The 14,361-nt window shown below is 76.5% G+C and carries 13 protein-coding genes; 7 read left to right on the forward strand and 6 right to left on the reverse strand.

All coding sequences use genetic code 11. The features are described from left to right. Positions 1 to 18: 18 nt before the first annotated feature. The 3 genes from K353_RS02355 to K353_RS02365 all read right to left on the reverse strand — a co-directional run bounded on the left by K353_RS02355 (position 19) and on the right by K353_RS02365 (position 3,060). Complete coding sequence (locus K353_RS02355) at positions 19 to 816, reverse strand: ABC transporter ATP-binding protein (protein WP_111551886.1); 798 nt, start codon at positions 814 to 816, stop codon at positions 19 to 21. Next, on the reverse strand, positions 813 to 1,643 hold the full coding sequence (locus K353_RS02360) for an ABC transporter permease (protein WP_111551887.1): 831 nt from the start codon (positions 1,641 to 1,643) through the stop codon (positions 813 to 815). Before K353_RS02360 ends, K353_RS02355 begins: the two co-directional genes overlap by 4 nt. 100 nt (positions 1,644 to 1,743) lie before the next feature. Next, the gene (locus K353_RS02365; protein ID WP_111551888.1) at positions 1,744 to 3,060 is read right to left on the reverse strand and encodes an ROK family transcriptional regulator; all 1,317 of its coding nucleotides are present in this window, start codon (positions 3,058 to 3,060) and stop codon (positions 1,744 to 1,746) included. A 292-nt stretch (positions 3,061 to 3,352) separates the two neighbouring features. Between K353_RS02365 and ggt the strand changes: the two genes are divergently transcribed. Then, positions 3,353 to 5,158, forward strand: a complete 1,806-nt coding sequence (gene ggt / locus K353_RS02370) for a gamma-glutamyltransferase (protein ID WP_111551889.1) — start codon at positions 3,353 to 3,355, stop codon at positions 5,156 to 5,158. 126 nt (positions 5,159 to 5,284) lie between these two features. Next, a complete protein-coding gene (locus K353_RS02375; protein WP_111551890.1) occupies positions 5,285 to 6,088 on the forward strand; it encodes an exodeoxyribonuclease III in 804 nt (267 codons plus the stop codon). A 7-nt stretch (positions 6,089 to 6,095) separates the two neighbouring features. Here the strand turns inward: K353_RS02375 and K353_RS02380 are convergent, their stop codons facing one another. Then, a complete protein-coding gene (locus K353_RS02380; RefSeq protein ID WP_111551891.1) occupies positions 6,096 to 6,623 on the reverse strand; it encodes a hypothetical protein in 528 nt (175 codons plus the stop codon). Between the two features lie 112 nt (positions 6,624 to 6,735). On the opposite strand from K353_RS02380, the gene K353_RS02385 reads away from it, so the two are divergent. The 4 genes from K353_RS02385 to K353_RS02400 all read left to right on the forward strand — a co-directional run bounded on the left by K353_RS02385 (position 6,736) and on the right by K353_RS02400 (position 11,084). Further along, positions 6,736 to 7,263, forward strand: coding sequence for a PadR family transcriptional regulator (locus K353_RS02385; protein ID WP_111551892.1), 528 nt, complete (start codon positions 6,736 to 6,738; stop codon positions 7,261 to 7,263). Further along, complete coding sequence (locus tag K353_RS02390; protein WP_111551893.1) at positions 7,260 to 7,946, forward strand: ABC transporter ATP-binding protein; 687 nt, start codon at positions 7,260 to 7,262, stop codon at positions 7,944 to 7,946. Before K353_RS02385 ends, K353_RS02390 begins: the two co-directional genes overlap by 4 nt. Then, positions 7,943 to 10,315: an FtsX-like permease family protein gene (locus K353_RS02395; RefSeq protein WP_111552157.1), complete on the forward strand. Its 2,373-nt coding sequence runs from the start codon at positions 7,943 to 7,945 to the stop codon at positions 10,313 to 10,315. The genes K353_RS02390 and K353_RS02395 overlap by 4 nt, the downstream gene beginning before the upstream one ends. 178 nt (positions 10,316 to 10,493) lie before the next feature. After that, positions 10,494 to 11,084: a hypothetical protein gene (locus K353_RS02400; protein ID WP_111551894.1), complete on the forward strand. Its 591-nt coding sequence runs from the start codon at positions 10,494 to 10,496 to the stop codon at positions 11,082 to 11,084. A 108-nt stretch (positions 11,085 to 11,192) separates the two neighbouring features. Here K353_RS02400 and K353_RS02405 read toward each other — a convergent pair whose 3' ends face one another. Together K353_RS02405 and K353_RS02410 are read right to left on the reverse strand one after the other, a co-directional pair. Beyond that, positions 11,193 to 11,855: a lysoplasmalogenase gene (locus K353_RS02405; protein WP_111551895.1), complete on the reverse strand. Its 663-nt coding sequence runs from the start codon at positions 11,853 to 11,855 to the stop codon at positions 11,193 to 11,195. After that, entirely contained in the window at positions 11,852 to 12,754 is a 903-nt protein-coding gene (locus K353_RS02410) for a sterol desaturase family protein (RefSeq protein WP_111551896.1), read from the reverse strand. The genes K353_RS02405 and K353_RS02410 overlap by 4 nt, the downstream gene beginning before the upstream one ends. An 89-nt stretch (positions 12,755 to 12,843) precedes the next feature. Here K353_RS02410 and K353_RS36460 point away from each other — a divergent pair, with 89 nt between their 5' ends. Further along, positions 12,844 to 14,346 (forward strand): DUF2398 family protein, encoded by a 1,503-nt coding sequence (locus K353_RS36460; RefSeq protein WP_111551897.1) that lies wholly within the window; start codon positions 12,844 to 12,846, stop codon positions 14,344 to 14,346. Positions 14,347 to 14,361 lie beyond the last annotated feature (15 nt).

The raw sequence follows: 14,361 nt of genomic DNA on the forward strand, positions 1-14,361 counted from the left end.
GGGAGAGGTGACGGAACGTCAGGAAGCGGAAGGGGACTGGTGGTACACGGCGTGCCAGACCTCGTTGCGGAGGCGGGCGAACTCGGGGGAGAGCCGGATCTCCTCGGTGCGCGGGTAGGGCAGGTCGACCTCCACCACCCGGTGGATCCGGCCCGGGCGGGAGGCCATCACGACCACCCGGCGGGCCAGGTAGACCGCCTCGTCCACGTCGTGGGTGACGAACAGCACGGTGCGCCGCTCCCGGCTCCAGGTGTCCAGCAGCTGGTCCTGGAGCTGGATGCGGGTCAGGGCGTCCAGCGCCCCGAACGGCTCGTCCATCAGCAGCACCCGCGGGTCCACCGCGTACGCCCGGGCGATCGCGCAGCGCTGCCGCATCCCGCCGGAGAGCGTCTTGGGCAGCGCGTCGGCGAAGTCGCCCAGGCCCACCAGCCCGATCGCGTGCTCGGCCCGGCGGCGGCGCTCGGCGGCCGGCACCTTCGCCAGCCGCAACCCGAACTCGACGTTGCGGCGCACCGTCAGCCACGGGAACAGCGCGTACTGCTGGAAGATCACGCCCCGGTCGGGGCCCGGCCCGGTGACCGGCTCCCCGTCCACCAGCACCTCCCCGCCGGTCGGGGCGACCAGCCCGGCGGCCATCCCCAGCAGGGTGCTCTTGCCGCAGCCGGACGGGCCGACCACGGTGACGAACTCGTTGTCCGCGACGTCGAGCGAGACGCCGTCCAGGGCGGTGAACCGGCCGCCCTTCACCGGGTAGCTGCGCGAGACGGCGCGGAAGGAGATCTTGCTGAGGGAGGTGGAGGGCTCGTTGCTGGTCATCGGCGTTCCTGCCATCGGGTGAGGCGGCGCTCGGCGAGCTGGAGCAGCCGGTCCATGACCAGGCCCAGCACGCCGATGGTGATCAGCCCCACGAAGATCGTCGGGAGGTCGTAGTAGAGCTCGGCCTGCTGCATCCGGAAGCCCAGGCCCTCCTGGGCGGCGATCAGCTCGGCGGCGACCAGGGTGCCCCAGGCCGAGCCCAGGCCGATCCGCATGCCGACCAGGATGAACGGCGCCGCCGCCGGGACGACCACCCGCAGGAAGATCGCCCGGTCGTTCGCCCCCAGCACCCGGGCGGCGTTCACCAGCGTCGCGTCCACGTCCAGCACGCCCTGGAAGGCCGCCACCACGCTGGACAGGAAGGCCGCCAGGAAGATCACCACGACCTTCGGCACCTCGCCGATGCCCAGCAGCACCACCGCCAGCGGGATCAGCGCCAGCGGCGGGATGGTCCGGAAGAACTGCACGTACGGTTCCAGCAGGGCCCGGGCCGTCGGGTACCAGCCCATCAGGAAGCCGACCGGCACGGCCGCAAGGGTGCCGAGGGCGAAGCCGAGCAGCACCCGGCGCAGGCTGGCCAGCGCGTCGTCCAGCAGGGTGCCGTCGGCGATCAGCTCGCCCGCCCGGTCGGCGACCTCGCCGGGGCCGGGCAGGCCCTGGACGCCCGCCGCGGCCAGCAGCGACCAGGCGGTCAGGCCGACGGCGACCGCCAGCAGGTTCAGGGCGAGGGTGCGGGCCACCCGGCGGACGCCCGAACGGGACGCCGCCGCGGCGGGTCCGGTGGCGGACCCGGTGGGGGACTCGGTGGGGGGAGCGGTCACGGCCATGGCGTGACCGGTCTGCGACTGCCGTGCACGGGGACGTCCTCGGGGATGCGGGTACGGGTACGGGGGCGGAGGGGGGGCGGGAACGGGGGCGGTGCGGGGGTCACGGCGCCTCCTCGGGGTCGGGCCGCCGGTAGTGCGAGAGCAGCGGGGTGGTCTGGAGCACCAGGGCGATGCCGCCCAGCGCGCCGCCGTACTCGCCGAGCGCGGCCCGGCGCAGGTCCAGCCGGCTGCGGGCCAGCGGCAGCACCTGCGCGGCCAGCGCCTCCTGCACCGGGTCGAGCAGCAGCGGCCCGGCCCCGGCCAGTTCGCCGCCGACCACGACCACGCCCGGCCCGACCGCGTTGCACACGGCGGCCAGCACCGTGCCGACGTGGCCGCCGACCGTGCGCATCACGCCGAGCGCGGCCGGCTCGCCGCCGCTGGCCGCGGCCAGGAACTCCGCGAGGTCCGCGGACCGGCCGCCCGCCTCCCGGTGCGCGTCCAGCACCGCGCCGACGGAGGCCACCGTCTCCAGGCAGCCCCGGCCGCCGCAGTCGCAGGGCGGGCCCGCCGGGTCGACCGTGATGTGGCCGAGCTCGCCGGACAGCCCGTGCGCCCCGGCGTGCAGGGCGCCCCGGATCACCAGGCCGCCGCCGACGCCGTGCGACAGGCGCAGGTACAGCACGTCGCGCGCGCCGGTCGCCGAACCCCACACCGACTCGGCGAGCGCCGCCAGCCGGGTGTTGTTGTCCACCAGCACCGGCACGCCGAACGCCGCGCCGAGCAGCTCGCGCACCGCCCCCGCGCCGTCCGGCCGACCGCCCGGCGCGGCTGGCCCCGGGGCTGATCCTGCGTCGGTCGGCGGGTCGGACGGCGGGGCTGATCCTGCGTCGGACGGCGGGTCGGACGGCCGGGCCGACGACTCGTCAGCCGGTGCGTCGACCGCTCCGACCGGCCCGACCACGCCCACCCCGATGCCGGTGACCGAGCCCAGGCCGAACGCGCCGTCCGCGAGCCCGTCCACCAGCTGCCGGGCGAGGGCGATCCGCTCCGGCCACGGCAGGCCCGCCGGGTGCGCCCGGCTGGCCGAACCGACCACCTCGTGCGCCACGTTGACCGCCGCGACGTGCACCGCGCGCCGGGCGAAGTCGATCCCGACGGCCTGCCCGGCCGCCGGGTTCAGGCTCAGCGTCTCCACCGGCCGCCCGCGCCGCCCGGTGCCCGCCGCGGGCGCCGACGCCACCACCGCGCCGGCCGTGACCAGGCCGCCGACGATGTCGTACAGCGTGGTCCGGGACAGCCCGGTGTGGCTGCCGAGCCCGGCCCGGCTGAGCGGGCCGTGCCGCCGCAGCAGGTCCAGGACCAGCTTCTCGTGGCCCCGGCGCAGGCGGGCCAGCGGTCCGTCGTGGGGGTGCGGGGAGTGCATGGCCCCCAGCATGGAGAGCGGCCCGGATTTACGTCAATGAGCCGGATTAAATGTCATGCCGCCGCAACGCGCGGCAACACTGCGGCCCGCCGCGGCACCCGGACGGGTGGTCGGCGGGCCCCGCCCCGCGCCCCCCGCCGGACCGGCGGCCCGGCCCGTGAACGCCCGAACGGGCCTGTTGTTGCGGCGACTTGGCGCCCTGTCACGTATTCGACTTGTTTTCGGCCCAGCCCGGGGCGGCGCCTTGTCGCGTGCGCGACGGGTGTGGGAGAACGGGGGACCGACGCCGACCCAGGGAGGCCGCATGCGCGCCCGCGCCCGTCTCGTCCCCGCCCTCGCGCTCCTCACCGCCACCGGCCTGCTGGGCGCCGCCGCCCCCGCACGGGCCGATCAGGCCGGGCAGGCCCCGCCGGGCAAGCAGCCGGTCGCGGCCGGCTGGGGCGGGGCGGTGGCCAGCGTGGACGCCGACGCGACCGCCGCCGGGCTGGAGGTGCTGCGGCGCGGCGGCAACGCGGTGGACGCCGCCGTCGCGACCGCCGCCGCGCTCGGCGTCACCGAGCCCTACTCGGCCGGGATCGGCGGCGGCGGGTACTTCGTCCACTACGACGCCCGCACCGGCGAGGTGGAGACGATCGACGGCCGGGAGACCGCCTCCCGGCACGCCGACAGCTCGCTGTTCCTGGAGAACGGCACCCCGCTGCCCTTCGACGACGCCGTCACCAGCGGCCTGTCCGTCGGCGTGCCCGGCACCGCCGCGACCTGGGAGCAGGCGCTGCGCCGCTGGGGCAGCCGGAGCCTGGACCAGGTGCTGGAGCCCGCCGAGCGGATCGCCGAGCGCGGCTTCACCGTCGACCGGACCTTCCAGGACCAGACCGCCGCCAACCGGGCCAGGTTCCAGGACTTCCCGGCCAGCCGCGCGCTGTTCCTGCCGCACGGTCAGCTCCCGGCGGTCGGCTCCACCCTGCGCAACCCCGACCTGGCCGCCACCTACCGGGAACTGGGCCGCCGGGGCACCGACGCGCTCTACCGGGGCCCGATCGGGGCCGACGTCGTCCGCACCCTCCAGCACCCGCCGGTCGACCCCGCCTCCGGCCGCGACGCCCGCCCCGGCCGGGTCGACGCCGCCGACCTGGCCGCCTACCGGGTCCGCGTCCAGGACCCGACCCACGTGACCTACCGGGGCCTGGACGTGTACGGCATCGCGCCGTCCTCCTCCGGCGGGACGACCGTCGGCGAGGCGCTCAACATCCTGTCCGGCAGCAGCCCGGCCGACCTCGCCGACCCGGTCCGGTACGACCACCGCTACCTGGAGGCCAGCCGGATCGCCTTCGCCGACCGCAACCGCTGGGTCGGCGACCCGAGCGCCGTCCAGGTGCCGACCCGCCAACTGCTCTCCCCGTCCTACGCCGCCGCCCGGGCCTGCCTGATCCGCCCGGACCGCGCGCTGACCAGCCCGCTCGCCCCCGGCGACCCGTACCACCCGGCGGCCTGCGGCGGCAGCGGGCAGCCGGCCGCCGAACCGTACGAGGGGCAGAGCACCACCCACCTGACGGTCGCCGACCGCTGGGGGAACGTGGTCGCGTACACGCTGACCATCGAGCAGACTGGCGGCAGCGGCATCACCGTGCCCGGCCGCGGCTTCCTGCTCAACAACGAGCTGACCGACTTCGACTTCGCACCGCTCACCCCGGGCGTCCCCGACCCCAACCTGCCCGGCCCGGGCAAGCGGCCGCGCTCCTCGATCTCGCCGACCGTCGTGCTCAAGGGCGGCAAGCCGTACCTGGCGCTCGGCTCGCCCGGCGGCGCGACCATCATCACCACCGTGCTCCAGGTCCTCACCGGCCGGGTCGACCGCGGGCTGACGCTGGAACAGGCCATCGCCGCGCCCCGGGCCAGCCAGCGCAACACCGCCGCCACCCAGGCCGAACCGGCCTTCCTGGCCTCGCCCGAGGCGGCGCGGCTCCAGGCGCTGGGCCACGTGTTCGCCTCCACCCCGGAGATCGGCGCGGCCACCGGCGTCGAACGGCTCCCGGACGGCCGCTGGCTGGCCGCCGCCGAGCCGGTCCGGCGCGGCGGCGGCGCGGCGGGGGTGGTGCGGCCGGCGCGCTGAGCCCCCGTCAGTCCCCGTCGGCCGTCGGCTGCCGGACGCCGTCGGCGGCGGACGGTATGTTCGGACGGGGTGTCCGGCCCGCGCGCCGGGTGCCCCGTCCGTCCGCACCGCCGAGGGAAGGCCGCCGTGACCGTCCGCATCGCCACCTGGAACATCAACTCCGTCACCGCCCGGCTGCCCAAGCTGCTGGAGTGGCTGGAGTCCGCCGCGCCGGACGTGCTCTGCCTCCAGGAGCTCAAGTGCGCCACCGACGCGTTCCCCGCCGAGGCGGTCGCCGAGCTGGGCTACGCCTCCGCCGCGCACGGCGACGGCCGGTGGAACGGCGTGGCCCTGCTGTCGCGGATCGGCCTGGAGGACGTGGTCCGCGACCTGCCCGGCCAGCCCGGCTACCTCGCCGAGGACGCGCCGCTCCCGGTGGTCGAGCCGCGCGCCGTCGCCGCGACCTGCGGCCCGGTCCGGGTCTGGTCGGTGTACGTGCCCAACGGCCGCGAGGTCGACCACGCGCACTACCGCTACAAGCTGGAGTGGCTGGCCGCGCTGCGCGACGCCGTCCGCGAGGACGCCGCGGGCGGGCGCCCGTTCGCCGTGCTCGGCGACTTCAACGTCGCCCCCACCGACGAGGACGTCTTCGACGTCGCCGTCTTCGAGGGCCTCACCCACGTCACCGCCCCCGAGCGCGCCGCCCTCACCGCCCTCCGGGAGACCGGCCTGCGGGACGTCGTCCCACGCCCCCTCAAGTACGACCGCCCGTACACCTTCTGGGACTACCGGGCGCTGGCCTTCCCGAAGAACCGCGGCATGCGGATCGACCTGACGTACGCCAACGGGCCGTTCGCGGACGCCGTCACCGACACCTACGTCGACCGCGAGGCCCGCAAGGGCAAGGGCGCGTCGGACCACGCGCCGGTGGTGGTCGACCTCGACCTCTGAGCCCGGGTCAGCAGAGCAGCCCGCCGAGGACGGCCGACAGGAAGCCGCACAGCACCGGATTGGCGTTGGCGCGGTCCAGCCCCGCCCAGGTGTACACCGCCAGCGCGAGCACCCGCAGCGGGTCGGCCCCCTCCTGCTCCCACCCCCGGAAGGAACTGCGGGCCACCGTCCGCCCGTCCTCCAGCAGTTCGGCGCGGGCCAGCCCCCGGCGGACGAAGCACAGGGTGCGCCCGCCGCCGTGGAACTCCACCCGGCGGCGGGAGCGCCGGAGGCCGCCGCGCACGGCGATCCGCAGTTCGTCGCCCTCGAAGCTGCCCACCGCGCCCCGGCGCAGCTCGGCGCCCCGCCCCGTGTGCAGCGCGAACCCGGGCAGTTCGGCCAGCGGTCGGCCGGCCAGGTCCAGCGACCACGCCTCCGGGCCGTTGACCGCCGGCAGGCCGAAGGCGTCCTTCTTCAACTGCCGCCGGTGCAGCAGCAGTTCGCCGAGCGGCGTGTCCGCCTTCGTCGTGAGGTGTTCCAGTGGTCCGAACCGCACCGTGCCCCCTCATCGGTGAAACCCCAGGTGGAGGCTAGTGGGTCGAAGGTCCGTGCGTCAGTATTCTCCGAGTGTATAGACGCGGAGTGTACGCGCGGCGTACGCTCCGGCCATGAGCGTTCCCCTCACCCTGCTCGGGCTCCTCGAACGCGAGCCCAGCCACGGCTACGACCTCAAGCGCGACTACGACGCCTTCTTCGGGCGCGGGAAGCCGCTGCCCTTCGGCCAGGTGTACGCGACCCTCGGGCGGCTCGCCCGGGACGGGAAGGTGGTGGTCGGCGAGCCCGAGGCCGGCGACGGGCCGGACCGGAAGCGGTACGTGATCACCGAGGCCGGGGCCACCGAGTTCGAGGACTGGCTGCGCGAGCCGGTCGCCGCCGAACCCCACCTGCAGACCGTGCTGTTCAGCAAGGTCGTGCTCGCCCTGATGCTCGGCCGCGACGCCGAGCACTACCTCGACGCCCAGCGCGCCGCCCACCTGAAGCGGATGCGCGAACTCACCGAGGTCAAGCGCTCCGGCAGCCTGGTCGACGCCCTGCTCGCCGACCACGGCCTCTTCCACCTGGAGTCCGACCTGCGCTGGATCGACCTCACCGCCGCCCGGCTCGACGCCCTCGCCGCGGAGGTGGCCCGGCGATGACCGCCCCGCTGATCGAAGCCCGCGACGTCACCCTCTCCTTCGGCGAGACCCCCGCCCTGCGCGGCGCGAACCTGGCCGTCGGGGCGGGCGAGATCCTCGCCGTGATGGGCCCCTCCGGCTCCGGCAAGTCCACCCTGCTGCACTGCCTGGCCGGCATCCTCACCCCCGACGCCGGCGAGGTCCACTTCGACGGCCGCCGGATCGACCGCCTCGGCGAACAGCGGCGCAGCGCGCTGCGCCGCGAGAGCTTCGGCTTCGTCTTCCAGTTCGGCCAGCTGGTACCGGAGTTGACGGCGGAGGAGAACGTCGCCCTGCCGCTGCTGCTCGGCGGCGCCAAGCGTGCCGACGCCCTGGCCCGGGCCCGCGCCTGGTTCCCCCGGCTCGGCCTGGACGGCCTCGGCGGGCGCCGCTCCGGCGAGCTCTCCGGCGGCCAGGCGCAGCGCGTCGCGCTCGCCCGCGGACTCGTCGCCGAGCTGCGCGTCCTGTTCGCCGACGAACCCACCGGCGCGCTCGACTCGCTCACCGGCGAACACGTGATGGACCTGCTGGTCGACGCCGCCCGCGCCCAGGGCACCACCGTCGTCCTGGTCACCCACGAGGCCCGGACCGCCGCCTACGCCGACCGCGAGGCCGTCGTCCGCGACGGTCGCGCCACCTCGCCGACCGGGTGGGCCGCCGCGTGATCCGACTCGGCCTGCGCCTCGCCGTCAGCGGCGGGCGCGAAGCACTGACCCGCCTGCTGGTCACCGCCGCCGCCGTCGCCGTCGGCGTCGGACTGCTGCTCACCACCCTCGCGGCCGTCAACGCCGTGCACGCCCAGAACGACCGCTACGCCTGGCTCAACACCGGTCTCCCGGCCGCCCCCGCCGACCGGGAGGCGGCGGGGACGGCGGGGACGGCGGGGACGGCGGGGACGGCGGACGCCGACAGGGGCACGACGGGCCCGGGCACGGCGGTCGCGGGCACGGGCACGGCGGTCGCGGTCGCGGACGCGGACGGGGACCCGGGCCGGAACGCGCCGATGTGGTGGCTGACCCGGCGCGACAGCTTCCAGGGCCGGGAGATCGGCCGGGTCGACGTCGCGCTCACCGGCGCCTCGGCCGCGCTCGCGCCCGGCGTGGACCGGATGCCCGCCGACGGCGAGTACTACCTGTCGCCCGCGCTGGCGCAGCTGGTCGACGCCACGCCCCCCGAGCAGCTCGGCGACCGCTTCCCCGGCCGCCGGATCGGCGTCCTCGGCAAGGACGCGCTGCCCGCCCCCGACAGCCTGGTCGCCCTGGTCGGCCGGAGCCCGGACGCCCTGCGCGCCGTCCCCGGCGCGGTGCCGGTGGACCGGGTCGCCACCACCGCGCCGGACCGGTGCGACGACTGCGCGGTCGGCATCGAGTCCGACGGCATCGCGCTGGTCCTGACCGTCGCCACCGGCGCCCTGGTGTTCCCCGTGCTGGTCCTGATCGGCACCGCCACCCGCCTGACCGCCACCCGGCGCGAACGCCGCTTCGCCGCGATGCGCCTGGTCGGGGCCACCCCCCGGCAGGTCTCGGCGGTCTCCGCCGTCGAAGCGGTGATCGCGGCCGCCGGCGGCGTGCTGCTCGGCTTCCTGCCGTTCCTCGCGCTGCGCGGCCCGATCGCCGGGGCGTCGCTGACCGGCCGGCGGTTCTTCACCTCCGACCTCGCCCTGACCCCGCTCCAGGTCGTCGCCGTCGCCCTCGCCGTCCCGCTGGCCGCCGCCGTCTCCGCCCGGATCGCGCTGCGCCGGGTGCGGATCTCCCCGCTCGGGGTGAGCCGCCGGGCCACCCCGAAGCCGCCCCGGGCCTGGCGGGTGCTGCCGCTGCTGGCCGGGCTCGCCGAACTGGCGGTCTTCCTGCTCCGGCACCCCTCCTCGGTCGAGGGCCAGACCCGCGGCTACCTCTCCGCGTTCGCCCTGGTCATGCTGGGCCTGGTGCTCTCCGGTCCCTGGCTGACCGGGCGGGCCGCCGCCCTGCTGGCCCGGCGCACCCGGCGCCCGGCCGCCCTGATCGCGGCCCGCCGCCTCGCCGACGACCCGACCGCCGGGTTCCGGGCCGTCAGCGGCCTGGTGCTGGCCCTGCTGGTGATGACCGCGACGGTCGGGATCATCACCGCGATGACCGCCGAACGCGGCCGGGTCGAGGGCGGCCCGCAGTTCGACGGCGTGCTCACCAACAGCCTCGGCGACGGCTACACCGACGAGGGCGTCCCCGTGGGCTCCGGCCCGCCCGTGCCGTCCGGGCTGCTCGACCGGCTGCGGGCCGTCCCCGGCGTGCGCGGCGCCCTGCTGGTGCACCCGCTCGACGCGGCGGTGCCGGTCGACGCCGGCGGCGAGACCCGGGCCGCCACGGTGGTGGACTGCCGGGGCCTGGACGACGTGGCGGTGTTCGGCCACTGCGCGCCCGACGCGACCGCCGCCTACCTGCCCTCCGTGCTGGCCGGCGTCCGGGACTACTCCGCCACCGCGTGGCCCACCGCCCCCCATACCGCCGAGCAGCTCGCGGCGCTCCCGGTGGTGAACGTGGTGGTCGGCACCGACGGCTCGGCGTCCGCCGTCGAGCGGGCCCGGACGCTGGTGGACGCCGCGTACCCGGCGGTCCGGCAGGCGCTGACCCTGGCGGAGGGGCGGAAGCTGTCCGGCAGCGAGCTGGCGTCCTACCGGCAGCTCGCCGACGTGGTGATCCTGGCGACCTTCCCGATCGCGGGCTGCAGCCTGGCGGTCGGCGCCGCCGGGGCGCTCGGCGAGCGCAAGCGGCCGTTCAGCCTGCTGCGGCTGAGCGGAGTACCGCTGCCGATGCTGCGCCGGGTGGTGCTGATGGAGTCCGCGGTGCCGCTGCTGGCGGTCTCGGCGGTGGCGATCGGCGTCGGCCTGCTGGCCGCCGACCTGTTCCTGCGCTCGCAGCTGGGGTACACCCTGCACGCCCTCGACGCGGGCTACTACCTGGTGGTGGCGGCCGGGCTGGGCGCCGCGCTGGCGGTCATCGGCGCCACCCTGCCGCTGCTGCGCCGGATCACCGGGCCGGAGGCCGCCCGCAACGAGTAGCGCGCCCGCCGGGCCACCCGTCCCGAGCGGCCCGCGGGCCCCTGGCGGACGGGGGACGGACTCGAACGGCTGCACGGGTTCGCCGGGCCGGGTGGCACTGCCTAGCGTGGGCGGCAACTAGGAGTAGCGGGACGGACACCCGCCCGCTGCCCCCACTCCGACCCCCTGGAGGTACGGCATGCGCCCGACGCGCACCGCCGCCGCCGCACTGCTCGGCACCACCGTCCTGCTCGGCCTGGCCGGCACCGCTCCCGCGTCCGCGAAGGGCGGCGAACCCGCCTGGGTCAGCCCGGCGCAGGCCCAGCCCGGGCAGTCGGTCTCGGTCAGTGTCACGTGCGCGAGCAGCACGGAGAAGACCGTCACCGCGACCTCGCTGGCCTTCGCCGGCGGTTCCACCACGCTCAGCGTCGGCCCCGACGGCAAGTACTCGGGCAGCGCCACCGTCATCTCCGAACAGGAGATGGCCGCGGCCGCCGCCAAGCGCACCACCACCGACTCGTCCTGGGGCATCGACGGCAAGTGCCCCAACGGTGACGGCTTCGCCGGCGCGGTGGCCATCGCGGCCGCCGCCGCCAGCAGCGGCTCGGCCGCCGGGGCCGGGGTCTGGGAGGGCGCCCGGCTCCCGCACGGCGGGGTGGAGACCGGCCTGGGCGGCTCGGTCGGCGTGGACGGCGCCCGGCTGGCCGTCGGCGCGGGCCTGGTGGCCTCCGGCATCGGCGGGTTCTGGCTGCTGCGCCGCCGGGGCGCGGCCTCCGGCCGGGCCTCCTGAGCGGCCGTCCGGTACGAGCCCACCGTACCCGGCAGGCCGCGCGTCCCCCGCGGCCGACGGCACGGGGAAGGGCGGCACCCGCAGCGGGTGCCGCCCTTCCGCGCGCGTTCAGTCCGTCCGGGTGGTGCGCTCCAGCGTCCCGAGGGTCAGCAGGTACTGGCCGACCAGGTAGGTCAGCATGATCAGGAAGCCGTGCGCGGGCAGGTGCCGCCAGCCCGCCAGGTCGGTGGCGATCAGGGTGTCGGAGAACAGGAACAGCGCCCCGCCCAGCCCCGCCCGCAGGTTGACCTGCGAGGCGGTCACCGCGGTGGCGGCCAGCAGCAGGCTGTAGCACGCCACCGGGACGCGCATCCCGGCGTCCAGGCCGGGCCAGAGCAGCACGATCAGCGCCGCCCAGACCACCGCGTAGCAGCCCGCCACGACCAGCGCCCGGCGGCGGTCGGCCAGCGCGCCGAGCTTCACGAACATCGTCACGTAGCAGACGTGGCCGGCAGCGAACGAGCCCATCCCGGCCAGGAACGCCACCGTCCCGCCGATCTCCAGCAGGATGTCGCCGCCCGCGCCGAACAGCAGCGCCGGCACCAGCAGCCGCGGCGTGCCGGGCTTCGCGGCGGCCCAGACCCAGCCCGCCAGCAGCGGCATCAGCAGCGGCTTGGTGGCGTACTGCAGGGGCGTCAGGTGGACGGCGATCGCCAGCAGGTGCGCCACCGAGACGGCGGCGAAGGCGAACAGCAGGGCCCGCGCGGTGCGCGGGTCACGGGCGGGGGTCATGCGGTGGCACTCTCCGGTCCGGCGGCGGCGGCGGTGGCGGCGGCGGTGACGGCGCCGGGTTCGGTGCGCGGCCCGGGCTGCCAGCCCGGGCCCTTGGCCAGGTGGCGCAGCCGGTCCCCCCAGGTGGTCGCGGCGCGGACGTCCCGGGCGATCGAGGCGTACTCGTGGGTGGCGACCCGCAGCGGGTTGAAGGTGCCGATGTTCTTGGTCAGGCCGAACACCGGGCGCTCGGCCTCCGCCGCGAAGGAGCCGAACAGCCGGTCGAAGACGATCAGGATGCCGCCGAAGTTGCGGTCCAGGTAGCCGCCCTGCGAGGCGTGGTGCACCCGGTGGTGCGAGGGGGTGTTGAAGACGTACTCGACCGGGCGGGGCAGCTTCCCGATCCGCTCGGTGTGGATCCAGAACTGGTACACCAGGTTCGCCGAGGAGCAGAACGCCAGCGCCGCCGGGTGCACGCCCGCCAGCACCATCGGGACGAAGAACACCCAGCTGGTGGCCGAGGTCCAGGGCTGGCGCAGCGCGGTGGACAGGTTGTAGTGCCGGCTGGAGTGGTGCACCACGTGGCAGGCCCACAGCACCCGGATCACGTGGTGGCCCCGGTGCGACCAGTAGTAGAGGAAGTCCTGGGCGAGCAGCATCAGCGGCACCGTCCACCACAGCACCGGCACCCGCAGCGGCGTCAACTCGTAGAGGAACGAGTAGATCGCCACGATCGGGATCTTCCACCCCGCGTCGAACAGCAGCGAGCCCAGACCCATGGTCAGACTCGCCGCGGTGTCCTTCGCGGCGTAGCCCTGCTCGTCCTCGTCCGGATGGAACCGGTACGAGACGATCTCCAGGACCGTGAGCAGCACGAAGGCCGGTATCGACCAGAGCACGACATTGGGCAGGTGTGGCATGCCCGGAACCCTAGGCGACGGCGGCGGCCGGCGGAAGAGGTTGTTACCGGCGCGTAGCGAGCGGTGCGGCGTCTAGGCTTGGCACCGACATGGAGCGGCACGAAGCAGCCGCCGGCCTCGCCACGGCGACCGGCGGGACGGGGACGCGACGCACGGGCGGGGCAGGGCGGCTCGCCGCCCAGGCGCGCCCCGAGGCAGTCGTGGCCGTCCCGGCGCAGGCCGGGCCGGACGGTCGGCGGGTCGGCCGGCCGGCCGCCGAACCCGCCGCCGCGGCCGAGGAGTTGGCCGCCCGGTTCGCCGCCGCCGGACCCGCCGAGGCCGACCTGCTGGCCACCGCCGTGTTCGGCGCGTACGGGGCCCGGCACCTGGGCGGCGCACCCCAGCAGGCCGAACCCGCGCCCGGCACCAGCTGGTGGCACGGCCCCACCGTCCACCACAGCACCTCGCCGCTGTTCCGGCCGCTCGGCTACCGCCGGATACGCCGCGAGGCGCCCGCCCAGGCCGGCGCCCTCCCCACCGGCGGCGGCCGGCACCGCAAACCCGAACGCCCCGCCGCCGGCGCCCTCGCCGCCACCGCCGAACTGCGCACCGCCGCCCGGCTGCTGATGGCCCACCCGCTGGTCACCGCCGACGGGCCGCACGGCGCGGCGCTCCCGCTGATCCGGCGTCACGCCGAGGCGCTCGCCGAACACTTCCACGCCCTGCTCGGCTACCGGCTCACCCTCGGCCCCGCCCACGCCCGCCTGCACAAGGCCCCGCTGCCCGGCCGCGACCTGGCCGGACTCGACCCCGCCGGGTACGCGGCCCTCGCCCGCGCCCTGGCCGGTGGCTCCGCCGCCCCCGCCGCCTACGCCCCGGTCCCCGCCCCGGTCCGCGCCCTGCTCGACGCGTGGCGCCCGCCCGCCGAACTCGCCGCCGACCTGCTCACCGCGTCCCCGCTGCCCGCCACCGCCGGACCCGAGGTGACCGTCCGCCGCCTGCTCGCCGAGACCCCCGTCGTCCACTACGACGCACTCGCCCCCGCCGAACGCGCCCACCTGCTCGCGGCGGCCCCCGCCGAGACGGAACGATTCGCCGACTTCCTCGGTCTCACCGCCGAGATCCGCGCCGAGGGCGTCGCCCTGCTCGACCCCGCCGACGAACTCACCGACCTCGCCCTGCCCGGCCCCGGCACCCTCGCCCAGGCCGCCCTGCTGCTCGCCGAACGCCTGGTCGAGGAACTCTGCCCGGCCGCCACCGAGAACGCCCCGCCCGCCGTCCTCGTCCCCGACGCCCTGATCGATGGCGCCCTCGGCGACATCACCGACGACTACGGCATGAGCGCCGGCTGGGACGCGGGCTACCTGGCCGACCTCGCCGCCTTCCGCCGCGACGCACTCGACCTGCTCCACCGGATGGGCCTCGCCGCCCCGGCCGGCCGCACCTGGCTGCTGCTCGCCCCCGCCGCCCGCTACGCCCCCCGCGCCGAACCCGAGCCCCCCACCGGCACTGGCCGCCACTCCCGCCCGGCGACCGCCCCGGCCTCTGGCTCGGCATCTAGCTCGGCCTCTGCCTCGTCGGCCGGGCGGGGGCGGGACCGGCAGGCGGTGTGAGGGCGCCCCGGTCGG

It is taken from the genome of Kitasatospora sp. SolWspMP-SS2h (assembly GCF_003259315.1).
GTDB classification, from domain to species: Bacteria; Actinomycetota; Actinomycetes; order Streptomycetales; family Streptomycetaceae; genus Kitasatospora; species Kitasatospora fiedleri.